Origin of the sequence: Salinispora mooreana, from assembly GCF_000379065.1 — a bacterium.
GTDB lineage: Bacteria > Actinomycetota > Actinomycetes > Mycobacteriales > Micromonosporaceae > Micromonospora > Micromonospora mooreana.
The window spans coordinates 4,621,667-4,645,761 of the sequence record NZ_KB900614.1 but is presented as its reverse complement, the minus strand read 5'-3'; the positions used below and the strand labels follow the sequence as shown (position 1 = coordinate 4,645,761).

Here is a 24,095-nt window from a genome sequence, read left to right as displayed (position 1 = left end):
GGACGCCCGGATTCGACGGCCGGTCCGCCCCAGAGGCGGCGGACCGGCCGTCGACCTACGTCCCGAGATCGGAACGTGGGGGCGCCGTCGCACCCGGTGAGGTCACGCCGGGCGGGCACTCGCCCCCACCAGCGAAGCGGTCGCGGCGGCCGGCTCCTCGGCGGTGGCCCGTTCCCGCAACCGATCCCGCAGCCAGATCCCCCACCAGATCAGTCCGCGACCCAGGCAGACGAGGGTCACCGCGAAGAACAGGGTGTAGACGACGTTGAAGACCATCAGCACGCCGTAGACCGCGGCCACCGAGGCACCAAAGATGAACTGGGCACGCCCCTTCATGGGGGTGGTGCCCGGGTCGGTGATCATATAGTTGGTGAACAGGACGAACGCGACCCCGGAGATGGGCACGAGCGCCGCCCAGAGCTGCACGTCCCAGATGAGATGCCGCACCACGGCCTGGATCACGAAGCCACCGACCCAACCCACGATGAGTGGGATCTTCTTGGTGAGAACGCCGTTGAGGACGGTCCCGGAGGTGATAATGATCAGTGGCACGAGGATCTGCATCACGTCCGGCACGTTCTCGGTGAAGTGGTACGGCGGCGCGATGTTCACCCAGGAGAAGACGAGTAGGGTCACCGTGATGCCGAGGTTGGATGGGTTCATGAAGTGCCGCATCCGGCCGCGGATGGGCGCCTGGAAGAGCGCCTTCTGCCCGATCGCGACCACGACCGCGAACGCAATTGGCCAGAACTGGTCGTTGGCATAGAGCAGCATGTTCGCCGCGAGCGCGGTGATGTGCGCCGGCAGCAGGAAGGTGTAGACACCCCAGGCACCGTTGCCCAGGAAAGCCGGCCGCCGACGGTGTGCCCAGGCGGTGGTCATTTCGACGATGATCTCAATGCCGTAGCCGACGGCCACGGCGAAGAGCGGCCAGGTCCACGGCTGCTCGAAGCCGAGCACCGTGTAGCCGAGAATGTTGAAGACGCTGATGGAGATCGCAAAGTTTCGCAGTGCCAGGTAGCGGGGGTCGCGGCTGCCCATCCGCGGCGGGGCGTCCCGGGTAGCCGGGGCGTGGCGGTCGAAACTGGCGACGGTGGCGGTACGGGGCGGAGCGGCGTCGGCTGGCGGCGCGGCGCCGGCTGCCCCCGCATCAGCCCGGACGCTGTCTCGGATGTCGGTCATTGTGCCTTCATCTCCTGAACGTCATCGGTGAGCAGCAGGTCGTGCCAGCCGGCCGTGAGATCGAGGGTCTGCGTGTGCGGATTGCCGGTGCGGTCGCGCCAATGGATCTCGGCGGAGACTGCTTGGCTACCGGCTTCACCGAGTCCGAAAAAGACGTCAAAGCTGCGCTTGCCCGAGTGGCCGCTGCCACCGTCGAGCTGTGCCACCCGGGTACGACCGTCGGTGGTGCGGACGATGACCTTGGCGCCATAGGCGGGGGTACCGGGCACGCCGGCCGGAGCGCCCGGGGCGGCCGGACGGTAGAGCCGGAGACCGAGGAAGTTGTCCTGGCCGGGGCGGTCGTTGCGGTAGTAGGAGGGAGCATCCCACTGTCGGGCCACGGCAAAGTCCTGACCGCCGTCACCGTTGGTGTCGGCGACCGCCACGCCACGGCTGGGCGTCGTGTCGGTCATGCCGAGTTCGGCGGCGATGTCGGCATAACGGCCGTTCCCCTCCCGCACCCAGAAGGCGAAGGGCTGGGCACCGGCGATGTCATCCCCCGGCTCAGCGTTCGGCCACATGGCCGGGTTCCGCAGCATGAGGTCGTTACTCATCGCCAGTTCCTGGAGCAGGTTCCAGCGGTTGGTCTCGCCCTTGACGAAGCCGGCGGTCTGCACAACGGACATCTCGCCGCTGTTGTTGAAGTCCGCTATCTTGGCATCCCACCCCCATCCGACCCAGGCCAGGTTGAGCGAGGCCGCCTTGTTGTCGAAGACCGCGATCCCCTGACTCAGTCGTTGCTGGGCGTCAGCAGCGTCGACCGCGTTGTTCATCCAGACGAAGGTGCTCTCCTCCAGGCCCCAGGAGGTGGTGATGTTGCTGACAAACATGTCGAAGCGGCCGCTACCGCTCAGGTCACCGAACTCGATCGACATTCCCTTGAATGAGTCATGCCCGATGACCAGCGACTTAGGGGTGAAGGCACCCCGCCGTCCCTCGACCAGCTCAAAACGGATCTTGCCGGGGGTGGAGACGTTGTGGAAGAAGCGATCCTTGCCGAAGTCGTTGGCCAGGTAGAGCTCGGGCAGGAGGTCACCGTCGATGTCAGCCGAGCCCGCGCCGAGCGTCCAGCCCGTGGCGTACTGCGGCTTGATCGCCGGCTCCTCGACGTAGGCCACCGTTGGCTGGTCACCGGTGGTGGCTGAGACCCAGCGCAGGAGGTGCGCGCCGCCGGCGTTCTCGGCGTGCGACAGCGAGTGGTTCATCTCGACATTCGGCTGACCGGCGGGGTCGAGCACCTGGCTGTCCGGAAAGTAGTTGAACACCCCGATATCTGGATGTCCGTCGCCGTCGAAGTCGGCGACCGCGACGGCGTTGGTGTTCCACAGCTTGCCCTGGTAGACGCCGTTGTTGGAGTTCTGTTCGGCGATCAACTCAGTGGGACGGAACGTCGCCGCGCCGAGTGTCGAACTCGCACCGGATCTGTGCATGAACAGCACCGGCGTCCGCCCCCAGTAGTAGACCAACACGTCGATCAATCCGTCGCCGTTGAAGTCGCCGGGGACGCAGCCCATCGGCGCCATCGCCGAGTGCGTGGGCAGTGGCCTCGGATCAAGCACGAACGGCGCGTACCGGGCCGGCCCGTCCGGCGACGGCGTGACGACCACGGTGTCACTCCGGGTGTCCACCACGCACAGATCATTGGCGAGCCGGTCACCATCAAGATCGTTGATTGCGACCGCCGCGCCGACCGATGACACCCACGCCCGGATATGCTCGTAGGACGGGTTGACTGGCCGGACAGTGCGCTGGGGCAGCCCCGACGGCAGCGCGATAGGCAGTTCCGTGAAGCCGTACCGGGAGGCGAGCGCCTGCCGTTCGGAGGCCGACGCGCTGGGCAGGCGGGCCACCGCGAAGAGCGCGGCCGCCAGGACGAGCACGAGGAGTGCGGGAAGCGTTCGGCGGATCACACCGACAGGTTGGGGTGACAATGGTTCCCTCCAGGTAGGGGCCACTACCGATTCCAGGTACGGAAATTCAGCCGACAGGTCGGGCGGACCGGTGGTCACCAGCAGCCAAGGGACAGATTAGCGACCTGTTGTCGCGACACTACGTTCTTGCCGAGATGCGGTAGTTCTCAGCCGGATCACAAATGGCCCAGCAATCCCTTCACGTTGTCGGCCATTCAGATAGGCCAGAACTGAATCTCAGCACACTTATCGTGCCGGGAGCACCGCCGGAGTTCTTCTCAAAAGTTGCTCAATGGCCGAACCGTGACCCGCGCGCACTGATAGACATCAGCACAGGACGACGCTGCGCCTCTTTGTATAGCTTGGTTCATCGCAGTGCCAAGTGGTGTTCACGCGCCATCCGGCGCAGGGCGGCCAGGGCCACCCCGAACAGCACTCCGCGGACTATTGCCGGACCCTTCCGGTCGTTCTCATCGGCCTCGCAGGCCAGATCCAGCTCCGCCCGCGCCACCTCCTCCGCCGCCCGAGCAAAGGGGGCAAAGAAGGAGACACCTGCGTCGCAGCCGAGAAGACGCAGGTTCGCCAGCACCTCAGTCAGCACCTCCCGCCCATCTGCGCTGACCTGGTGACTCCAGCCCATCGACGCCACCAGCGCCTCGACCTCCTCTCGGGCGTAGGCCACGGCCAACGGCCCGAGCGAATTGGCGCCGTCAAGGGCGAGCGCCCGGTCCAGGACCTGATAGGCCTCACCCAACGAAACTTGATCATCATCAATCGCAGCGAGGATGCCACGCACGGAGGCAAGGTCGAGACCGCCGACCCCGGTCAGCGTGCGAATGAGGCGGATACGTCGCAGATGCCGCTCACCGTAGTCAGCCTGGTTGCGACCAGTGGGATTCCCAGGCGGCAGAAGTCCCTCGCGCAGGTAGAACTTGATCGTCGGGACTGAAACACCACTTTGCCGACATAGCTCCGAGATTCGCAAGCGTCCTCCCCTGGCAAAACGTTGCGGGGCAATCCTGCCACAGGCATCAGCAAAGAGCCATTCATCGATTTTCGCTGGCCACCTTCGACCCGGCAGACCTGCACTAACCTACACCAACTAGGCGGAACAGCCCTCCGCCGCCCACTGTCCGCAGCACGCTTGGATAGTGGCGAGTTCCAATAGACAAAACTGTAGCGCCGACATTCAGAAGCAGTTAGCACCACAACCAGACTAAGGGCAAGAATTGATAAGGTTACCGCCATACCGCTGAGCCGACCTTCCGCAACTCTTCGCCTTGACCAGCACCTGAAGCTAGGCTAATATCAGCTATCCAGCGGCAGATAATTGCCAAAGATCCGTTTGTGGTAATGGCAACAACCTCAGCAATGCCGCACCATGTCCGCACGTTCTGGGGGAGAGAGAAATGCAGGATGCCGCCGAAAGAGCCGTCGTTCGCGCCATCGACAAGATGCGGAACAACCTCTCTGATCAATTAACAGTGGACGATATGGCACAAGCGGCCATGTTCAGTAAGTTTCACTTCACCCGAATCTTTCAGAGAGTAACGGGGATATCACCCGGTCGGTTCCTTTCGGCGATCCGACTCCAAGAGGCGAAGCGACTCCTCATGACGACCAACCTGAACGTGACAGACATCAGCCTCCGCGTGGGCTACAACAGCGTCGGCACCTTCAGCACCCGGTTCACCAAGAGCGTTGGACTACCGCCTACGACCTACCGGCGGATGGGTGGCTACACCGGGCGAATCCCCACCCAGCAGATTTCGACGGGATACGCGACCGTAAGCGGTCGAGTCACGGCGGACAGCCACGGATCGACCCCCGGCCTGATCTTCATGGGGCTGTTCCAGCATCGGATCCCTGAAGGACTGCCGATCCGCTGCGCGATCCTCGACACCCCCGGCCACTTCCGCTTCACCAACGTCCCGGACGGGACCTGGTACCTGCTGTGCCACGCCATGTCTGGTGAGATGCTCCGGCTCCAGCCGAGAAGCATGCTGGTGGCGACCGTCGGACCACTCGTCGTCCGCGGTCGCCAGCGGTACGACATCGATGCGCAACTCAAGCCCGTGTCCAAGTTGGATCCACCGGTCCTGCTCGCTCTCCTCGACACCCGGAAGGCCGCCTTCGAGCGGCAGTACGCCGCCTCCTCACCCCCAGCCATCGCCGCCTGAACCAGCTCCCCCTGCGGATCGCCGGCGCGTACGCACGGGACGCGCCGGCGATTCCAGGTACGTGACGTGACACACCCGACGGTGCTCGACCAACCATGAGACCGCCACCCCCATCTTTGTACCGCCCCAGCCGCGAGGGGATCAGGGCATCGCGATCCGCCCCCACCGGGCTGGCCCAGGGCGTCAGTCGGCTCGCCGCACGGTCATCGGCAAGCCGCCGCGCACTCGCAGGGACAGCATCGGCTCAGGTGTCACGGCTCGCCCCGGCAGCCCCTCAAGCCGCAGGTCGCGCAGAAGCACCGCCAGAACCAGGGTGGCTTCCAGCATTCCGAGATTGGTGCCGACACAGAACCGCGGGCCGGCCCCGAATGGTATGTAGGCGTACCTCGGTCGGTTGGTGAGACCGGCAGGATCAAACCGCTCCGGGTCAAACCGCTCTGGCTCCTCCCAGAATCTGGGGTGCCGGTGCAGGGTGTACGGACAGATAAGAAGGTCGGCTCCGGCCGGCACCCGATAGCCGCCGACCTCGTCATCGGCCCGCGCCCTCCGGGTCAGGATCCATACCGGCGGATACAGCCGGATAGTCTCCTGGACCACCATCGCCGTGTACCGGAGCTGGTGCAGATCCTCGTAAACGGGGACGCGGCCGCCGAGCACACTCGTTGCCTCGTGCCGGACCCGCTCACGCAGCCGGGGGTGCTGGTCCAGCAGGTGCAAGCTCCAGCCCAGCGTGCTCGCTGTCGTCTCGTGCCCGGCCAACAGGAGGGTGACCAGCTCGTCGCGCAACCGCTGGCGCCCCAGCTGCGGGTCGGCCTCCGCACGGGTGGACAGGATCAGGCGGGACAGCACATCATCTCGTCCCTCAACCTCCTGACCACGCTCAGCGGCCAACACATCTACCACCTCCTGCAGGTGCCGACGGGCGCGCCGAAACCGCCGCTGCCGACGCAGGGGAATCCAGGTCGGCACCGCACTGAGCGTCTCCAGCTCGAACATTGCCTGGTCCTGCACTGCGGCGAAGGACTCACCGACGCCACGGAAGCCCGTCAGCTCTGCATCAAGCAGGGTCCGGCCCAACACTCCCAGGGTCAGCCGGGTCATCTCGTCCAGCACGTCCACCGGCGGCCCATCAACCCGCGTCGCGAGCCGTTCGGCGAGGCGGGTCGCCTCCTGCCCGACCACCCCGGCGTACTGGGCCAGGCGCCGGTTCAGAAACGCCGGTTGGATCACCCGCCGCTGCTTGCGCCACAGCTCCCCGTCGCTGGTCAGTAGGCCGTCGCCGAGAGCGCGACGGGCGTGTACCAACCCAATGCCCTTCTGATAGTTGGCATTGTTGTCGGCCAGGACATGCTTGGCGTGGTCGGGGTGGTTGAAGAAGTACAGCCGCTTCGGGCCGACCGGCAACCGGGCGACATCGCCGTACTCGGACGCCGCCGACGTCATCATGCCAAGTCGGTCACGCCCCAGGGCCAGCAGCAGGCGCAGGCCCGCCGTAACCGGAGGACCGGGTGGGACCCGCCCACCCCGGTCCGCGATCACCGTCATGCCACGTCCCCCATCTGTCGCTCGAGCTGATGGAATCGCCCGGACATGAACAACAGCGCCTCGTCGTCCGGCAGCCGCTGCGCAGACAGCAAGCGGCCGACGAAGATGGTGTGGTCACCACCGTCGTACGCTCCCCACACCTCGCACTCGAAGTGGGCCTGCGCCCCGGTGATCAGCGGCACCCCCGTCAGTAGGCCCGGCTGCCAGTCCACCCGGTCGAACTGTTCGGCACCCAGCGGGCGGCGCGCATCGGCGAAGTATCGTGCCACCGACTCCTGCCGCGTCGTGAGCACGGAGACACCGAACTCACCCGCATTCCCCAGGAAGCTGTGCATCATGGCTGTCCGGCCCACACAGACCAAGAGCAGCGGCGGGTCCAGCGACACCGCGGTGAAGGAGTTGGCGGTCATCCCGTGCGGGGTTTCACCGCCGACTGTCACCACCGTAACGCCGGTGGCAAACGCCCCATACGCCCTCCGCAGTGCCGTAGAGTCGGTCGTGCCGGCGGCAATTGTCCGCTGTGGTTTCACATCTGGCTCCTCGTCGACGGTCACAGCCCCGCCGCCGCATAGGGCTCCAGCGCCCGGATCAGCGCCTCGGGTACCCGCGCCGGCACAGTCTTGGTGTTCGGCCCCCGCATACAGGCCACCCGCTGGCCACCGCGGGCTACCATCGTTTCTCCGCCGCCCGGATCGAGTCGTACGTAGTCGAAGCTGAACTCCACCTGGGTCTGTGCGAGCTGCGCCAACCGCATTCGGATCGACAATTCATCGAAGGCAGTAATTTCGGCGAAGAACTCGCAATCCACCCGGAGCGTGAACAGCTTCAGGTCGTTGCGGAGGTCCGCCAGCACCTCCGGCGCTCGCTCCTTGAGGAACATCTCCCGGCAACGCCCCTGCCACCGCAGGTAGTTGACGTAATAGACATTGCCGACGAGGTTGGTCTCCTCAAAGCTGACGGTATGCACATACTCGAAGTACTTGTCCATGGTCAGTGCTGCCCTTCCGTCAGGATGGCGAAGACAACCGGCTCCGCCCGGTCCCGGACGGTCGTCACCAGGGTGGCGATCCGCAGGTGCCCGGAGCTGAACAGCTGCCAGCCCAGCCGATCCGAGCGCAGGAGGGTGAGCGGTGCCCGGTGGGACAGGCCCGCCTTGCGCAGGCACTCGAGCGCAGCCCAGACACGGGTGGTCGAGGCGTGATACGACTCGTCGATGTCGGTGGCGACCAGGCGGGCCAGCTCCGAAGACGGACCGAGCAGGCCCTGCCACACCGACTCATCGCGATCGCGGACCAGCTCCACATCGCAGGCGACGGTCCGCTCAGCAACCACGGCGAGGGTCAGCCCGGCGGTATGCGATGCCGAGAGCTGGCGGCCATTGGGCAGTTCGGGCCGGCCGTCCGGCCGATAGCTCACCTGCACTGGATGGCCCAGCGAGTGACCGGCGGCGATGGCGGTGATTGCCCGCCGCTCGCGCAGCCACTGATCGGTTCGGCCGGAGCTCTCCGGTGGTTCGGCGGCCGCGTGCGGTAGCACGGTCACAGCGACCTGAGCACCGACCAGATCACCAACACTGCGCTCCAGGTAGGAGCTCAGCAGCGGCGTGACCCACCTCCCGCGGCCGTCCTTCTTACGCACCGCACGAAGGCGCAGCCCGTCCCAGCGTTCCACGACCGCGCCCTCAGCGGAGCGCAGGGCGATGTCGTACACATAGGTGTCGCCGTCCCGGCTACGTTCTACCGCACAGTAACGCAGCTCCTCGTCGCCGCGCAGCCGCGGCCCAGCAGCATAGAGGCGATCGACACCCGCCGGCAGCAGCGTGCCGTCCGGGACGCAGACCTGGTTGCCGTGCATCAGCGCATCACGGACGCCCGGATCACCGAGTAGCAGCGTGGCCGGCAGGTAGTCAGCGAACCAGCGGGTGTCGGCCACCGCTGCCACCACTGCGTCGACGTGCCGGGCCGCAGCCCGGTGGTAACGGCGCAGGCGCTGGAAGCGGCCCCCCTGAAACAGGGTGTCACCGTAGAGCTCCGAAGCTGGGCGCAGCGGTACCACCGGCAGCCCGTCGGGGACCTCGTCGGGTGGGCCGGCCGGCGCCGGCGTTCGGGTGAAGCGCAGGCGGGCACGGAAGTGGACGGCGGCGAAGTCGGTCTCGGCACTGTGAATGGCCGCGTCAACCACCCCCTCCTCGACCACCAGGGTGGCGATCCGGATGAGGGTGCGGCCCTGCGGCGGAACCACGATCGGGCGGAGGAACTCCGCCTGCTCAATCACCGGGGTCTCCTCGCGCCCGACCACCGCCGCGGCGACCTGGGCCATGGCCTCCATGCCGAACACCGCCGGGAACAACAGGTTTCCGTCCAGCCGGTGGTCCTCAAGGTAGCGGTCGGTCGCCGGCTTCAGCTCGGTCTCCACGACCAGTTCGACACCGTCGTACCAGACCAGCGGCCGGTCGACGAAGCGCAACAGCGGCAGCTCGGGCCGGGCCCTCCGGACCGTGTCAACTCCCTCGATGCGACCGCTCACCACCACCTTGGCCGGGACCTGTGGATCCGCGATCAGCCGGCGCAGCAGCTGCACACCCTGATCCGGAGTGACCGGGGTGATGCCATCGCGAGAAAGCGCCTCCACCACCGACAGCCGCTCTCCCATGCCCACCCCGGACCAGACCGACCACTCCAGGCAGAGTGCACGACACTGCGGGTGACGTCGGCCGAACTCCTCGGTCAGCTCGGCCAGCCAGTCGTTGGCGACGGCGTAGTGGGCCTCACCGCGCAGTCCAGCCCGACCGATGATGCTGCCGAAGGTGACCATCAGCTTCAGCCGGTCGCCGTCGACGGCTCCCAGCACCGACCGCAGCCCGTCGATCTTCGGAGCGAAGGTACGTCGGAGGGTCTCCATGGTGACGCTGGTCAGCGCGGCCGGCTCGTTACGACCCGCACCGTGCAGCACCGCGGTCACGGAGCCAACCGGGTCAACCAGGTCAGCGACGGCCTGCCGGACCTGCTCGGCATCGGCGACATCGGCGCGGACGTAGTGCACCCGGACCCCGGCCTCGCGCATCCGGTCGAGGTTGGCGGCCAACTCCGAATCCTCGGCGGGGTCGGAGCGGCCCAGCACCGCCAGCGTGGCCCCGCTGTCGCCGGCAAGCGCCAACGCGCACTCGGCGGTGATGCCCTTGCCGCCGCCGGTGGCGAGCAACACGTCATCGGGGCCCAACACTGGGACGTCCCGCTCCGCCTGCACCGGCAGCACCCGCAACGTCGGCACCCGCCGACGGCCCGCCTCGTCGTAGTGCACCTCACTGAAGGTGGTGGTCGCCGCAACCTCTTGAACAATCAGGTCCACTGCGCTCGGCTCCGGCCTGATGTCCACGATGGTGGTACGGACCTGCGGCGCCTCGAGTCGCAGCGTCCTCGCCACGCCGGCGGCACCGGCGCCCTGCTGCACCAGGACGAACCGGCCACCACCAGCGGTGATCCCGGCGCGGGCGCCCTCCAGCGCCTCCTGCAGGTCCGTCTCGGCGCATCGTTCCGGCAGGCAGACGAGCACTCCCTCCCCGACTCCGCCCGCCTGCAACGCCTGCTGAAGTGGCTCGGCGAGCGGGTGACCATCGGTGGCGTACAGCTGCCAGCTACTGGCAGAAGCGGCGCCGGAGTGGGCCGGCAGCGGTACCTCCTCCCACTCCACCGACCAGGCGCGACACCAGTCGGCGACGCCGTTGACGAGCATCGGACCTGGCTGCTCGCCGGGGGCGCCAACGCCGGAACGGGTGAGTTGGTCAAGCGTTTCGGCGAGCTGGCCGACGGTCGCCGTGGCGAAGTTGGTCGGGGTCTGCGCCGTCGGGACCTGGAGGTGCTGTGCGGCCTGGTTGACGAGTTGCCCGACAGTGATCGAGCTCAGATGCAGGTCATCGAGGAGCTGGCTGCTGTCATGAACCATCTCTATCGGCAGCTCCGCTCGCTCGGCGGCCAGCCGACGCAGCAGTTCCAGGCTGCTCTCCTCGGCCCGGCCGCTCGCCGCCGCTGGCGTAACGGCGGGGTTGGCCGGGCCGTTCTCGCGCGCTTCGACGCCCTCGGGCAGGTGCAAGGTGGGTGCCGACTCGCACGGGCTGCTGAAGAACCGGAACTCCTGCCCCAGCTCCAATGGCCGCACCAGCCGATCGTGAAAGAGAATTCCGTCTACTGGAGCAACGCCCAGGACGTAGGCGACACCAGCCACCCGGAGCAGTCCAACCATGGATTCGTCGTCGGTGTCCAGCGCAACCGCTGGGACGTCCGTGGCAGCCGCGGCCAGCCCGGAGAGCACTCCGCCGGGGCCAACCTCGATGAATAGGTCGACCTCCTTGGCGGCCAGGGCGACCGCCTGGCTGAACAGCACGGGGTCGGTGATCTGCCGGTGCAGCAGGGCCACCAGATCGGTGTCAGGGGCAAGCACCTCCCCGGTGACGGTGGAGATCACCGAACCGGTTACCCGGTCGAACCGCTCCACCGACAGCGCATCCCGGAGGGCGTCCGCAGCGGGCGCCACCAGGTTGGAGTGGAAGGCGTGCGACACCGACAGCGGGGTGGCCCGCAGCCCGTCGGCGGCTGCCCGCTCGCACGCCTGTCCGACCGCCGCCACCGTGCCGGCCACCACGGTGTGCTCGGGACCATTGTGGGCAGCGATCACTACCGGCAGCCCGGCGATCAACCCGGCGACCCGCTCGGCCGACGCGTTGATGTCCGCCATCGTCCCGGACGCGCTGTGCTCCCCCATCGTCCGGCCACGAAGCCGGGCGATGCGCAGCAGCGCCTCGTCATCAATGGAACCAGCCCAGTGCAGCGCGGCGATCTCACCGAGGCTGTGCCCGACGGCGACGCTGGCATCCAGCTTCAACAACGACAGGGCTCGCAGCCCGGCCAGCGCACCGGTGACGATCCGGGGTTGCGCCACCTCGGTGGCGACCATGTCACCGTTGACGGGCAGGTTGGCCCGCTCGTACACATCGGCGATATCGGAGAATCGGCGGCGTAGGGCGCCGCCGGAAGTACCCCGTCCGGAGCCCTGCCCGGGAAAGAGGTAGCCGATCCGGGCGGCAGGGCCGCGTACGTGACCGAGTAGGCACCGACCGTCGGGGGTAACCAGCCGCACCGTGTTGGCGTCCAGAGCAGCGCAGATCCGGCGTAGCTGCCGCTCGGCGTCCGCCGGGGAGGTGACCACCGCGGCCGCCCGGTATGGCAGATCCCGCAGTTCGCGGTGCAGGGTCGCGGCCAGGTCGGCGAGTTGAGCATAGGAGACGGTGGGGGCGAACTCCACCAACCGGCCGAGGCGCTCGCGCAGCTGGGTCGGAGACGCCCCGTCAACCAAGAGTAGCTCCGCGTCCTGGAGCGAGGTGGCCAGGTTGCGCGACCGGCCGTCCAGCCGGGTCGACCGGCGGGGCCGGTCGCCAGCCAGCACGATGTGGGTGTTGATGCCGCCGAAGCCCATGGCGGTGACGCCGGCGTGTAGGGGTACGTCCCGCGGCCATGACTCCGCCTGGCGCAGGGCCCGCAGGGCCTCGCCGTGCTCAGCGAACAGCTCATGCGGTTCGACACAGCCGACCGTCGGGGGCAGGATCTCGTGGTGTATGGCCATCGCCGCCTTGATCAGACCGGCGACCCCGGCGGCGGCCTTGGTGTGACCGATCATGCCCTTGATCGAGCTGATCGCCGCAGGTGGGGCATCGGGGTCGGCCGCACGCCGGGCCAGCGACAGCGCCTTGAGCTCGGTGGCGTCGCCGACGGCGGTGCCAGTGCCGTGGCCCTCGAAGAATCCCACCGTCTCGATGCCGAAGCCGGCCCGATCGTAGGCCCGCCGTAACGCGAGTTGGTAGCCGCTGACCTCGGGCCGGGTGATGCCGCCCTTGCCGTCGGAGGAGATCCCCCAGCCCGCGATGGTGGCATAGATCCGGTGCCCGGCACGGTTGGCGTCCGACTCACGCATCAGCACGACCATGCCGCATCCCTCGCCGGGCCAGAAGCCGTTGGAACCGCGGTCGTACACCCGCATCTCGTGTCGGGCAAGCGCGCCGGTCTTCGCGAAGCCGATGATCTCGAAGGGGTCGATGGAGAGGTCCACCCCCCCGGCGATCGCCACGTCGACCTCGCCGTCAACCAGGGTCTTGCAGGCGGTGGCAACGGAGAGCAGGGACGACGAGCAGGCACCGTCTACCGTGTAACCGCCACCGTTGAAGTCGAAGTAGTTGCAGATCCGCCCAGCGATGGTGTTCGACAGTCCACCAGCGAGGGTGTCCTCATCCACCGGCGGGAACGGCCTCTTGAAGGTCGCCTCGAAGTCAGCTAGGAAGCCGCTGAGCTGGTCGTCGTCCCAGTCCTGTTCCTTCAGTGCGGCGGCGACCATTCGTCGGATGTAGGGCCAGCGCAGCCGGAGCTGGTTGGCGCGGGAGAACTCCCCCGTGAGGGTGTTTCCCACGACCACGCCGGTGCGTTCCCGCGGCAACCCCTCTCCCATGGGAAAGCCGGCGTCGGCCATGGCTGACGCCGCCATGTCCAGCGCCAGCCAGTGGGTCAGGTCGGTGGAGCGGTAGGTGCTCCCGGCAATCTTGTAGGTGATCCGATCGAACTCATATCCCTCGATCACCGCAGCGTTGGGGGAATAGAACGTGTCCGGGGTCGTGGCGTCCGGGTCCCAGTAGTCGTCGAGACTCATCCGCTCCGGGGGCAACCGGCGGAACGCGCGTCGACCGGCAAGAGCGTTCTCCCAGAGTTCCCGTGGGGTTGCGGCGTCCGGGTACCGGCATGCCATCCCGACCACAGCGATCCTGGTCATAAGATCTCCTCTGAATTTTGCGTAGTGGCCGGCGGTCGACAGGAGGGCCGCGGTGGGATCGGCGGATCGGACCGGGTCGCCTCGCCGCGGACCTCAGCTCCGTGCCTGGAACTCCGCGGCAATCGCCCGTCGCCACCGTTCGTAGGCGGGGACGGCGTCGGACTCATCGCGTGGGGCAGTAGCGTCGGTCACCTTGGCCGCCTCGGCCGGCGTCATACCGCAGAAGACCGCGACGGCCAACTCGTTGTGCGGGACAACCAGGCCAGCACGGACCCGGGCACCGGCGGCGAAGGCACTGCCCTGCGCCACTGCGGCGCGATAGTCGCCGGCGCGCTCCCGGAAGCGGAGCAGCTCTGTCTCGGAGGCACCGCCGGCATAGGTTGCGGCCAGGCCAGCGCCGGCATACAGGTCGGCGCGGCGATCCTCAGGAAAGCCGGCGATCATTTCCGCGACGCGATCTGCGTCGGTACCACCGATGAACCACATGGCCCGACCGATGCCCTGATCGATCACCCGGCCGCCGTACTCGGCGGGTCCGTCCGCAGGCCAGGGAAAGGTACGGTGTCGGTGTTGACGATGCACGTACTTCTCGGTGTGGAAGTACGCCTGGTGGAACCCGTAGCCGTCAAGGACCAGCCAGCGCAACAGCGGGTCCGGCGCGCAGAGTTGGCCCCAGCGAAACCGCGGTAGCCGCGCCATGGCCCAACCCACTCCGATATACGCCATGTAGATGTGCCCGTCGCCCCGGCCGTCGAGCATGGCCGGCACGTGTCGGGGTCGTCCCAGGCGCAGCCCGTCCCGGACTGCGAAGCCCATCGCGGCGCCCTCGTACGCGAAGCCACGAAAACGGATAGGAATGGTTTCCAGACGGGCTTCGACGGTGGAGACGTTCGGCCCTTCGACGGCATACCCATAGCCGGCTAGAAAGGAGGAGCCGACCGTCTCCAGCAGCGTCCGTGATTCTTCATCCTTGACATGGAAACCACGAACGTCCAGCTTGGTCTGGGAAATATTCGGCGTCAGAATCCTGCGACGCAGACCACGAAGGCTCTGCATTGGCACCTTGCCCCCAAGAAGAGTGGGTGTGACGACCCACCCGCATATGGCCGTCTATTTCGATGATGACAAAGGCCTACGTCGTCATGTTCTTCAACCGTGCGGACCCGGTCGATTTTTGCTCACAGTCGACCCTGCCCGGGGTGGGGGGAATCGCGCATTCCGGGTTAGGCCCGCGCTACGTCCGCCGGCACAAGGTGCGTGCGGAGCCGGCGGCGCCACACCTCGTACGCCGGCAGGCCGGGCTCGGCCGCGACGGAGACGACGTCGCTTGCGAGTCGCGCCGCATCCGCCACCGACCGGTCGCCCAACGCCCACATGGCGACCTCGCTGTGCTCCGGCACGTACCCCGCATGGCTGCGCGCCTTGGCTGCGAACGCCGCCCCCTGGGCAAGATCACCGGCATACCGGCCGGCGGAACGGCGGATCGAGGCCAGGTCGCTCGGAGTGCTGCCCCCGGCGAAGGTGGCCGCGAGGCCAACCCCGCTCCACAGGTCGCCGTGCCGCTGCTCGGCGAAGGCGTGCACGGCAGCCGTGACATCGGCGGTACGCCCTCCGTGGATGAACCACAACGCGCGGCCGACTCCCTGGTCCACCGCCCGGGCGAAATAGCCCGCGTGGCCCTGCCACGGATACGTCCCAAGGCGTTCCTGCCGGATCACGAACCGCTCGACATCGAAGTACGCTCGATCGAAGCCGTAGCCATCCACGGCCAGCCAGGTCATCGTTGGGTGATACGGGGAGCCGCTGAGGTCGGGCACCACGTGCCGCCACAGCCGCCGCGGCAGTCGGGCCATCGCGAACCCGATGCCGATGTAGGCGAGAAAGAGATGCCGATCGCCGGGCCCGCGCAGCAGTTCCCGGGTTCTTGTGCCGCGACGCGGCGGCAGCACGTCGAGGATCGTGCATGCCATCGTGGCACCCTCGTAGGCGAACCCGGCCATCTCCTCATCAATGAGGTCGAGCCGGCGCTCAAGCTCCCACAGGTCACGAGTGTCGATACCCCACTCGAAGCCACAGATGACCGACTGCGGGACCGCCTCCAGCCGGCGGGTCACCGACGACGGCTCCCCGGGAAATCCGCGTCGGGCGAAGGTGACCTCACCCAACGACGGCGACATGAGCAGGCGACGCACCGCACCCAGCACGCTCGGCATGACAGTCTCCCTGTCGGTACGACGTCTTCCACCGGAACCGGCGGCGTCTCTATCGTCCGCGTCGTCGGGGGCATACCTCCTCTTCTGCGTTGCGCACCCGTGGCGAAGGCCTGCCGGCACGACGGGTAAATGTGACTTCCACATGCCACCGCAAAGAAAGAGGTGCAAGCTTCGACCGGCGCCATCGATGATGCAGTGATTGGGTGTCGCATCTGCTGAACAGATGACGCCTTTCATCTCTCCCTACGCCCTTCTCAGCACAATGCATAAATGGGAACGAGAAGCTGCCAGAAGTAACCGCGGCGCCTCGACGGATGCACGTCAAACAGAGACGAAGGGAACGCCATGCAGACGGAAGATCCCGACTCCGAGCAGACCCGAGTCATGACGCTGGAAGCGTTTGCCGACACTATTGTTCCGGGTCAGAAGCGCTCGCCTGACGACCGGGCGATCGCCGGCGTCTCGGCTGACGGTGGCGCCGTCGCCAGCGGGGCACTGGCCCTGCTGGAGGATCCGGCCAGCGGATTCGCCATGACCCTGGCACCGCTGAGCGAGGCGTTGAACGCACATGCCGCGAGCTACGCCGAGTCGCATGCGCTGCCGCTCGATCCCCGTACGCCGCCGTTCGTGGCCCTCTCCTACGACCACCGCACCGCACTTGTCAGCGAACTGCTGGAGCCAGGGCACGCCGAGCAAGAGATGTGGGTGGGGTTGGCGCTCTTCAGCAACATGGCCTTCGACAGCGCGGCGCACATCGGCACCCACGAGGCCCTTGCCGCCGGGCATCCGGGCCTGCTGGCGATTGGCCTTGCCCGACCCGATGACGACGGCATCTGGCGCTTTCCCGAGTACTCCTACGGCCGTCCCCTGGCGCCCCTACACCCCGACACCGTTCCCTCCGGGAGTCCCGCATGAGCAGTACCGCCAGCACCGACGTAGTGATCATCGGCAGCGGCTTCGGCGGTGCCATACCCGCCTATCACCTGGCCGCCGGCGGCGCAGAGGTGGTGGTTCTCGAACGTGGACCGTGGCTGTCCGCCGAGGAGTTCGACCACGACTTCAAGCTCGGTTCCTCGTACACCCGCATCTTCGACTTCACGGTCGGCGACGGTATGAGCCTGCTCGGCGGCAATTGTGTCGGTGGCGGCAGCGTCGTCTACTTCGCCACCATGCCCCGCGCGCCACGGTTCGTCTTCGAGCGCCGCGGCAGCATCGGCCAGCGGATGTGGCCGTCAGCCATCACCCGGGACAGCCTGGACCCCTGGTACGACCGGGCGACCGAGGCCCTGCCAGTCACGAAGCAGAGCTGGGAGAAGATTCCCTACGCTGGCGGCCTGTTCGCGGCGGCCTGTGCGCACGCCGGCCGGACCGCCAATCCGGTGCCATCGGCGGTCGACGTCGACATGTGTACGAACTGCAACTGGATGATGGCCGGCTGTCGCTTCGACGCCAAGCGCTCGCTGCTGCTGAACTACCTGCCGGCCGCTCTTGCCCACGGCGCCGAAGTCCGCCCACTGCACGAGGTGCAGCACCTCTCGCGCAATGACGACGGTGGCTACCGGGTGCACTACCGAAACGTTGACGCCGAGGACTACCGAATCCTGCACGACAGCGGCACGATCGACGCCAAGATCGTAATCGTCGCGGCGGGCGCCGGTGCCACGCCCGTGATCCTTCAGCGCTCCGAGACGACCCTCGGCGCGATGCCCCCCGCGGTGGGACGCTACTTCTCCAGCAATGGCGAGCGGCTGAACACCGCCGTGTTCGACGAGGACCGGGTCCGCGAGGTGCTCGGCCTGTCCCGACCCGGCGGCAAGGCGTACGCCGCCAACCAGATCGGACGCGGACCGACCGTGGCATCCTGGGATCGACTCGACGGGAGCCTGCCCGAGTTCGAGCGCTACTCGCTGGAGCAGCTCTACTTCCCGCCCGGCCTCGGCACCATCCTCGCCCAGGTACCCGAGCCGACCGGACCGAGCTGGTTTGGCGTGGAGAAGAAAGAGATGATGCGTCGCTGGCAGTCCTGGCTGACCGTCTTCACCATGTCCGAGGACGACAACGAGGGTGTCTTCGGGCCGCCACCTGCCACCGGGAACGCCGATCGCATCTCCCAGCAGATGCTCGGTCGTGGACCACTACGCTACCGCCCCACTCCAAACACGTTGCGCGGCTGGGCGGCCTCCGACGCCGACGTCAAAGACATTTTGGAACGCGATGGGCTGGCCCGGGTAACGCCGTGGACCAACGATGTCGTCGGCGCGTACACCGTGCACCCGCTCTCCTCCTGCCGGATCGGTGACAACCCCGAGACCTCCGCCCTGGACGACCGGCACGAGTTACGGCAGCACCCAGGAATCTTCGTCACCGACGGTTCCGCGGTACCCGGTGCCCTGACGGTGAACCCGGCACTGACCATCGCCGCACTCGCCGAACGGGCCGTGCCCGGCATCATCCGCGCCGCGCAGGAACGCGGCGTGCGGGTCACCTACGGCGGATCCTTGCCGGAGGGTTCCAGCCGGACCGTGCCGGCGACCGCCGTCAGCTGAGGACGTGCCGCGGGGCGGGCTGGCGCATGCCCATCGGCCCGCAGCGTCCGGCTCGAGGAGGAAAATCATGGACCGATGGCTGGCTCGGGCGACCAGTCGGACGATGCTGACCCACATCCGACACGTCACCCCGGTCCCGCCGAACACCGCCACCGGGGCCGTCGCCGAGGTCTACCGCCAGCTCGCCACCGACTTCGGCGTCTACGCACCGCCGGTCATGCTGCACTCCCCCGCACCCGAGGCGCTGCGCGCCTGCTGGACACTGCTCCGGGAGACGCTGCTGGCCGACGGGCTGGTCTCCCGGCGGGCCAAGGAGGTGGTGGCCGAGGCGGTGTCGCTCGGTAACCGCTGCCCGTACTGCGTTGACGTACACGGGGCTGCGGTCACCGGGCTGGTCGGCCGTCCCGGGAGGCGCCCCGTGAACCGGGATCCGGCCACCGACCCGGAACTGACGGCGCTGGCGGAGTGGGGACGGCGCAGCGGCGAACCGGCCGACCGCCCGACCCCGCCTTTTCCCCTCGCGTACGCACCGGAGCTGATCGGCGTGGCAGTGGTATTCCACTACCTCAACCGAATGGTGCACGTGTTTCTCCAGGAGTCGCCGCTGCCTGGCACCACGGGCCCGGTCCGTAAGGTGGCCAGCCAGATCGCCAGCCGGGTGATGGGGGGACTGGCCGGGGTCCGGGTCCCGCCGGGCCGGTCAGTGGACCTGCTACCACCCGCCCCGATCCCGGCGGCGCCCGGCTGGTCACTCGGGCAACCGCACATTGCCGCGGCGATGGCACGGTCTGCCGGTGCCCTGCACGCCGCCGGGGCGCAGGTGCTGCCGAAGCGAACCCGGGCCCTGGTGCTGGCAACGCTCGCCGACCCGCCCGCACCTACCCTGGCCGCCGGTACGTTCTTCGACGCGGCGCTCACCGCGCTGCCCCCGGACGAACGGCCCCTCGGTCGGCTGGCCCTGCTGACCGCGCTTGCACCGTACCGCGTTACCGCCGGCGACATCGCGGCCTGTCGGGTCGCCGGTGCCGACGATGCCACGCTGGTCAGGACGGCCGCATGGGCGAGCCTGAGCGCGGCCCGGCTCATCGGCGCCGGCCTGGACAACGATCTGATCGCGCACACCGACGATCCCGGACCGGAGGCGAAGAGGTGAGCCCGGATCGACGGCACGGCGGTTCGCACAGCGGGAGAAGACATCGCCCGCTCGACGCGCCGATGATGAGGGAAGCCGGCTGCCAAGGCAGCCGGCTGACTATCCCTTACCCCCCCCGGACGCCGGACCGGGCGGCAGCCGTCGCCGGTGTCGCCCAGTCGCCCAGCCGCGTACAGCGTGTCAGGCCCAAGGTGTCGCAGCAGCGAGAGGACGAGCGCGTGGCAGAGCAGGACATATTCGCTGCCCTGAAAGCCGAGGGCGAGAGCGTCGACCACCTGGTCGCTGGGCTGGCCGAGGATGCCTGGGAAACGCCGACGCCGGCCGAGGGCTGGACGGTGGCACACCAGATCGCACACCTGGCCGCCACCTTCCGGATGGCCGGTCTCGCGGCCGCTGCCCCGGACGAGTTTCGACGCATGATGTCCCAGATGAGTGACTCGTTCGAGTCCAATGTGCAGGCGGCGATGGCCCCCTACGTGGCACAACCGCCGCACCGGCTGCTGGCAGCGTGGCGCGATGAGCGGGCCACCACCGAGAAGGCCCTCGCTGCTGTTGCGGATGGCACTTTACTACCGTGGCTGGTCCGCCCGATCCCCGCACCAGTGCTGGCGGCCGCCGGGATGATGGAGTTGTTCGGGCACGGTCAGGACATCGCAGACGCCCTCGGGACGCAGCGGGAGCACAGCGACCGGCTTCGCTACCTGGTGGAGTTCGCCCTCCGCACCTGGGACTTCGGCTATCTGGCCCGCGGGCTCGAGGCACCTGACACGCGATTCCAGTTCCGCGTCACGGCGCCGTCCGGCGCGCTCTGGCAGATCGGACCGGTCGAGGCCGAGCAGACCATCACCGGATCGGCCACCGACCTGTGCCTGCTGGTGACCCGACGCCGCCACCGCGACGACCTGGCGTTGAAGACCGCAGGTGACGAAGCCGACCGGTGGCTGGACCTCGCGCAGGCATACCGCGGACCGGCCGGTCCGGGCCGACGCCCCGGGCAGTTCGCCCGCTGACGTCCCCGTGTGCCCTGGCGGGAGATCCGCCGGGGCACACCATGTCCCCAAGGGCAGGGTCGTGAACCCTGACCGCACATCGGGCCAGGTCGGTCAACGCGCAGAGCAGGCGGCAATACGCCCCGTCAGGAACTCCCGCTCCGCGTCATTCTCGGCTAACACCAGTGCCTGCCGGTAGAACGCCACGGCCTCAGCCGTGCGGCCGAGTCGCCGCAACAGATCAGCCTTGATAGCGGGAAGGTAGCGATACCCATTCAGCCGACCATCACACTCGAGCTGTTCGACCAGTCTCAACGCGAAGGCCGGTCCATGGACCATGGCAGCAGCCACCGCACGATTGAGCTCGACGACCGGTGAGGGCCACACCTTGATAAGTTCGTCGTAGAGGGTAACGATCTGCTCCCAGTCGGTCACCGCATAGGTCGATGCGGTCGCGTGTAGTCCAGCGATCGCCGCCTGCAGGGTGAACCGTCCGGGCGGTCCGTCGGCAAGCGCAGAGACAATGAGCCGGTGTCCTTCGGCGATGCCGGCGCGATCCCACAGCGAACGGTCCTGTTCCTCCAACAGCAGTAGCCGTCCACTGCTGTCAGTCCGGGTGTCCCGTCGGGCATGGTTGACCAGCAGCAGTGCGAGCAGTCCACGCACCTCCCGCTCGGTCGGCATCAGCTGGTTGAGCATCCGCGCCAGGTCGATAGCGAACTCGACCAGGTCGGTGCGAGTCAACTGGCCTCCGGAGGGTGCGGTGTGCCCGGTCGTGAAGACCAGGTGAATCACCGTGAGTACGGCGTCGAGGCGTTCCGGCAAGTCTGCTGGGCCCGGCATCTGGAACGGGACGCGCGCGGCAGCGATCTTCTTCTTGGCCCGAGTGATCCGGGCGGCGACGGTCGTCTCGGCAGCCAGGAACGCTTTGGCGATGTCGGCGACCGCCACCCCGCACACCAACCGCAGTGTCAGCGCCACCTGGGATTCGAGTGACAGCGCCGGATGGCAGCACATGAACACGAGCCGGAGGCGGTCGTCGTGGACGGCCGGGGCCTCCGGCGCGATCGCCGTCTCGGTTACGTCGCTTTCGACGAGGAGGTGCAGTTTGGAGCGGAGTACATCCGCTCGGCGTAGCGCATCGAACGCGTTCCGCTTGGCGGCCGTGGTCAGCCAGGCCCCTGGCTTCGCCGGCACGCCGGAGCGCGTCCAGGCGTCGAGTGCAGCGACGTATGCCTCCTGCACACACTCCTCGGCAAGATCCAGGTCGCCGGCGACGCGCACCGTCGTGGCGAGCACAGCAGCCCACTCACGACGGTGCGCGTCCGCGACCGCACGCTGGACAGCGGTCCGCGCGACAGTCACTCCTGAATCAGCGGCCGCACCTCAATACCGCCTTCCATAACCGGCACGCATTTGCCGACCGCGATCGCCTGGTCAAGGTTCTCCGCCTCGATCACGAAGAACCCTGCCAAGGCTTCCTTACTCTCGATGAACGGCCCGTCAGTGATGACACCGCCCTTGCGGATGGTCGTGGCGGTGCTGGTCGGCTGGGTAGCCTGCGCGTTTACGATCTTGGCGCCGATCTTCTCAATCTTCTCGGGCACCGCCATGTGTCCGTCAAGGATCTCCTGTGGCATGTCGGCGACGCCGCCCGGCAGCTCCTTGTCGTATATCAGAATCGCGTACTGTGCCATGTGTGGCTCCTTCCGTTCACGCCGAATGTCGTTCGGCCTTCCGTCAGTACGACGGATGAGTGACCGCCGAATCGACAACCCATCTGGGAGAAATCCGTCGCGGGGGTGGCCGGGTCCCAGGGTGCCACATCGCGTTGGCGGTCTCCACCATCATCCGGTGGGTTCTGATACCCGCGCCGGCTCGGCGGCCGGGTCCTCCTGACCGACCGGAGGCACCGCACGCAGCCGCGAGACGAACAGGCCGATGATCCCCAGCACCACGACCGCGGCAACCCCGGCGATGAGCACGAGCGAGTCGGTGAATGCCGGGCCAGCCACCTCGAGTACCGCCGCAGCCAGTTCCGGTGGCAACCCACTGGCTGCGCCGGCCGCCCCCGCGATGCTCTGTGAGGCGATCTGCGCCACGTCACCCGGCACGGAATCGGGGAAGGCACCCGCGACCTGTGCGTGGTAGAAGGCGACACCGAGACTGCCGACCGTGGCGACCCCAACAGCGTTGCCCATCTCGTTGCTGATCTGCGGCATCGCCGACGCCGAACCAGCACTCTCTGGCGGCGCCGAGCCTATGATCATCGCCATCCCGACTGCCAGTAGCGGCGTACCACCAATAGCCCAGACCCCGAACCCAACGATGAGCAGCGCCGGGCCCGACTCGAAGCGGGAGAGCATCACGAGCACCAGGCCCACAACCACGATCATCTCGCCGGCCGCGATGAGGATCGCCGGCCGGACCCGCTGCGCCAGCACCGCGGCGAGCGGGGTGAAGACCGCGCTGAGCAACATCCCGGGCGCAAGCGCGAGACCGGCTCGCCACGGCGACAGACCATCAACGATCTGGAAGTGCTGGGTGATGAAGAGCAGCACCGCCCCGGTGAGCGAGCTGTGCAGCAACAGCGCGATGAGCGGCACAGTGAACCGACGGTTGCGGAACAACCGCAGATCGAGCAGGGGACGCGGCAGCCGCCGCTGGCGACGAAGAAACATCACGGCGAACACCACTCCGACGCCGATAGCCAGCAGCGGTGCGACACGCCAGCCGTAGCGCGCCAGTTCCTTGACCCCGTAGACCACCGACAGGACGGCCGCGAGTGAGAGCAGCGAGCTTAGCCAGTCGGGCCGGTGCGCCTCGGGGTCGCGATGCTCTGGCAAGACCAGCGGCCCGACGATGAGCAAGGCGACCATCAGCGGAAGCCCCAGCAGGAAGGCCGACCCCCACCAGTAGCGCTCGAGCAGCACGCCACCGCCGAGCAGCCCGACGATGGCCCCAAGGGTGAAACAGGAGGCCCATGCGCTGATCGCGACACCGAGTTGCCTCGGGTCACGGAACATGCTGCGGATTAACCCCAGTATCGACGGTGCCAGCGCGGCCCCCGCAATGCCGAGCAGCGCCCTCGCGGCGATCAGCATGCCCGGGCTGGTCGCCCACGCCGAAGCCACCTCGGCGAGGCCGAAGCACGCGGCACCGGCGAGCAACAGCCGTCGTCGCCCGATCCGGTCTCCCAGGCTCCCCATGGTGATCAGAAACCCGCCAAGCATGAAGCCGTAGATGTCGGCGATCCACAACTGCTGCACCCCGTCGGCGCCCAATTGGGCACTGAGCTGGGGGAAGGCCAGTAGCAACACGAAGGTGTCAAAGGCAACCATAAGCGTCGCCAGACACAGCACTCCGAGGCCGATCCAGTCTCGCTGTCGCGCTCGCGCCGCAGCGTCGATCGTCATGGCCATCACCTCTCGTCGCGAAGGCGGCGCTCGCCGGTAGCCACCGGAAGGCCGGCAGAGTGCTCGCAGCGTATCGCCGACAATTCACTTTCCCGGCCCTCTCTTACGGGGA

Annotated in this window: 17 protein-coding genes and 1 pseudogene; 5 read left to right on the top strand and 13 right to left on the bottom strand. The window is 67.7% G+C overall.

The features are described from left to right. Window positions 1–102 precede the first annotated feature (102 nt). From SALPAC6_RS0122190 to SALPAC6_RS30540, 4 genes and pseudogenes are all read right to left on the bottom strand, one after another. Window positions 103–1,182: a hypothetical protein gene (locus tag SALPAC6_RS0122190; RefSeq protein ID WP_018255517.1), complete on the bottom strand. Its 1,080-nt coding sequence runs from the start codon at window positions 1,180–1,182 to the stop codon at window positions 103–105. Further along, complete coding sequence (locus SALPAC6_RS0122185; RefSeq protein WP_033774571.1) at window positions 1,179–3,101, bottom strand: CRTAC1 family protein; 1,923 nt, start codon at window positions 3,099–3,101, stop codon at window positions 1,179–1,181. The genes SALPAC6_RS0122190 and SALPAC6_RS0122185 overlap by 4 nt, the downstream gene beginning before the upstream one ends. 397 nt (window positions 3,102–3,498) lie before the next feature. Then, a complete protein-coding gene (locus SALPAC6_RS30545; RefSeq protein ID WP_026189971.1) occupies window positions 3,499–3,885 on the bottom strand; it encodes a hypothetical protein in 387 nt (128 codons plus the stop codon). A gap of 81 nt (window positions 3,886–3,966) precedes the next feature. Beyond that, window positions 3,967–4,116: pseudogene (locus tag SALPAC6_RS30540) on the bottom strand (MerR family transcriptional regulator); the annotation flags it as partial. Window positions 4,117–4,540: 424 nt separating this feature from the next. Here SALPAC6_RS30540 and SALPAC6_RS0122170 point away from each other — a divergent pair. Next, complete coding sequence (locus tag SALPAC6_RS0122170; protein WP_026189969.1) at window positions 4,541–5,311, top strand: helix-turn-helix domain-containing protein; 771 nt, start codon at window positions 4,541–4,543, stop codon at window positions 5,309–5,311. A gap of 183 nt (window positions 5,312–5,494) precedes the next feature. Here SALPAC6_RS0122170 and SALPAC6_RS0122165 read toward each other — a convergent pair whose 3' ends face one another. The 6 genes from SALPAC6_RS0122165 to SALPAC6_RS0122140 form a co-directional block, all read right to left on the bottom strand. Next, entirely contained in the window at window positions 5,495–6,856 is a 1,362-nt protein-coding gene (locus SALPAC6_RS0122165; protein WP_018255513.1) for a cytochrome P450, read from the bottom strand. Further along, window positions 6,853–7,410: a flavin reductase family protein gene (locus SALPAC6_RS0122160; RefSeq protein WP_018255512.1), complete on the bottom strand. Its 558-nt coding sequence runs from the start codon at window positions 7,408–7,410 to the stop codon at window positions 6,853–6,855. Before SALPAC6_RS0122160 ends, SALPAC6_RS0122165 begins: the two co-directional genes overlap by 4 nt. Beyond that, window positions 7,407–7,844, bottom strand: a complete 438-nt coding sequence (locus SALPAC6_RS0122155) for an acyl-CoA thioesterase (RefSeq protein WP_018255511.1) — start codon at window positions 7,842–7,844, stop codon at window positions 7,407–7,409. Before SALPAC6_RS0122155 ends, SALPAC6_RS0122160 begins: the two co-directional genes overlap by 4 nt. 2 nt (window positions 7,845–7,846) lie before the next feature. After that, entirely contained in the window at window positions 7,847–13,666 is a 5,820-nt protein-coding gene (locus tag SALPAC6_RS0122150) for a type I polyketide synthase (protein ID WP_018255510.1), read from the bottom strand. 93 nt (window positions 13,667–13,759) lie between these two features. Continuing rightward, window positions 13,760–14,722, bottom strand: a complete 963-nt coding sequence (locus tag SALPAC6_RS0122145) for a DUF1702 family protein (RefSeq protein ID WP_018255509.1) — start codon at window positions 14,720–14,722, stop codon at window positions 13,760–13,762. 167 nt (window positions 14,723–14,889) lie between these two features. Continuing rightward, window positions 14,890–15,879, bottom strand: a complete 990-nt coding sequence (locus tag SALPAC6_RS0122140; protein WP_018255508.1) for a DUF1702 family protein — start codon at window positions 15,877–15,879, stop codon at window positions 14,890–14,892. Window positions 15,880–16,224: 345 nt separating this feature from the next. Here SALPAC6_RS0122140 and SALPAC6_RS0122135 point away from each other — a divergent pair, with 345 nt between their 5' ends. The 4 genes from SALPAC6_RS0122135 (at window position 16,225) to SALPAC6_RS0122120 (ending at window position 20,588) form a co-directional block, all read left to right on the top strand. After that, entirely contained in the window at window positions 16,225–16,794 is a 570-nt protein-coding gene (locus tag SALPAC6_RS0122135) for a DUF5987 family protein (RefSeq protein ID WP_018255507.1), read from the top strand. Beyond that, window positions 16,791–18,425, top strand: a complete 1,635-nt coding sequence (locus tag SALPAC6_RS0122130) for a GMC family oxidoreductase N-terminal domain-containing protein (RefSeq protein ID WP_018255506.1) — start codon at window positions 16,791–16,793, stop codon at window positions 18,423–18,425. Before SALPAC6_RS0122135 ends, SALPAC6_RS0122130 begins: the two co-directional genes overlap by 4 nt. Window positions 18,426–18,528: 103 nt before the next feature. Beyond that, window positions 18,529–19,578, top strand: coding sequence for a carboxymuconolactone decarboxylase family protein (locus tag SALPAC6_RS0122125; RefSeq protein WP_026189968.1), 1,050 nt, complete (start codon window positions 18,529–18,531; stop codon window positions 19,576–19,578). Window positions 19,579–19,796: 218 nt separating this feature from the next. Continuing rightward, window positions 19,797–20,588: a TIGR03084 family metal-binding protein gene (locus SALPAC6_RS0122120; protein WP_018255504.1), complete on the top strand. Its 792-nt coding sequence runs from the start codon at window positions 19,797–19,799 to the stop codon at window positions 20,586–20,588. A 93-nt stretch (window positions 20,589–20,681) separates the two neighbouring features. On the opposite strand, the gene SALPAC6_RS0122115 is transcribed toward SALPAC6_RS0122120, so the two are convergent. The 3 genes from SALPAC6_RS0122115 to SALPAC6_RS0122105 all read right to left on the bottom strand — a co-directional run bounded on the left by SALPAC6_RS0122115 (window position 20,682) and on the right by SALPAC6_RS0122105 (window position 23,983). Then, window positions 20,682–21,932 (bottom strand): RNA polymerase sigma factor, encoded by a 1,251-nt coding sequence (locus tag SALPAC6_RS0122115; protein ID WP_018255503.1) that lies wholly within the window; start codon window positions 21,930–21,932, stop codon window positions 20,682–20,684. Continuing rightward, the gene (locus tag SALPAC6_RS0122110) at window positions 21,929–22,264 is read right to left on the bottom strand and encodes a YciI family protein (RefSeq protein ID WP_018255502.1); all 336 of its coding nucleotides are present in this window, start codon (window positions 22,262–22,264) and stop codon (window positions 21,929–21,931) included. The genes SALPAC6_RS0122115 and SALPAC6_RS0122110 overlap by 4 nt, the downstream gene beginning before the upstream one ends. A 150-nt stretch (window positions 22,265–22,414) precedes the next feature. Then, window positions 22,415–23,983, bottom strand: a complete 1,569-nt coding sequence (locus SALPAC6_RS0122105) for an MFS transporter (protein WP_020493618.1) — start codon at window positions 23,981–23,983, stop codon at window positions 22,415–22,417. Between the last annotated feature and the right edge of the window lie 112 nt (window positions 23,984–24,095).

Excerpts from the sequence above, each read along its gene's own strand:
- SALPAC6_RS0122145 (WP_018255509.1), bottom strand. The coding sequence starts at position 14,722 with ATGCAGAGCCTTCGTGGTCTGCGTCGCAGGATTCTGACGCCGAATATT.
- SALPAC6_RS0122135 (WP_018255507.1), top strand. The coding sequence starts at position 16,225 with ATGCAGACGGAAGATCCCGACTCCGAGCAGACCCGAGTCATGACGCTG.
- SALPAC6_RS0122190 (WP_018255517.1), bottom strand. The coding sequence starts at position 1,182 with ATGACCGACATCCGAGACAGCGTCCGGGCTGATGCGGGGGCAGCCGGC.
- SALPAC6_RS0122130 (WP_018255506.1), top strand. The coding sequence starts at position 16,791 with ATGAGCAGTACCGCCAGCACCGACGTAGTGATCATCGGCAGCGGCTTC.
- SALPAC6_RS0122125 (WP_026189968.1), top strand. The coding sequence starts at position 18,529 with ATGCTGACCCACATCCGACACGTCACCCCGGTCCCGCCGAACACCGCC.
- SALPAC6_RS0122165 (WP_018255513.1), bottom strand. The coding sequence starts at position 6,856 with ATGACGGTGATCGCGGACCGGGGTGGGCGGGTCCCACCCGGTCCTCCG.
- SALPAC6_RS0122110 (WP_018255502.1), bottom strand. The coding sequence starts at position 22,264 with ATGGCACAGTACGCGATTCTGATATACGACAAGGAGCTGCCGGGCGGC.
- SALPAC6_RS0122105 (WP_020493618.1), bottom strand. The coding sequence starts at position 23,983 with ATGACGATCGACGCTGCGGCGCGAGCGCGACAGCGAGACTGGATCGGC.
- SALPAC6_RS0122155 (WP_018255511.1), bottom strand. The coding sequence starts at position 7,844 with ATGGACAAGTACTTCGAGTATGTGCATACCGTCAGCTTTGAGGAGACC.
- SALPAC6_RS0122150 (WP_018255510.1), bottom strand. The coding sequence starts at position 13,666 with ATGACCAGGATCGCTGTGGTCGGGATGGCATGCCGGTACCCGGACGCC.
- SALPAC6_RS0122170 (WP_026189969.1), top strand. The coding sequence starts at position 4,541 with ATGCAGGATGCCGCCGAAAGAGCCGTCGTTCGCGCCATCGACAAGATG.
- SALPAC6_RS0122140 (WP_018255508.1), bottom strand. The coding sequence starts at position 15,879 with ATGCCGAGCGTGCTGGGTGCGGTGCGTCGCCTGCTCATGTCGCCGTCG.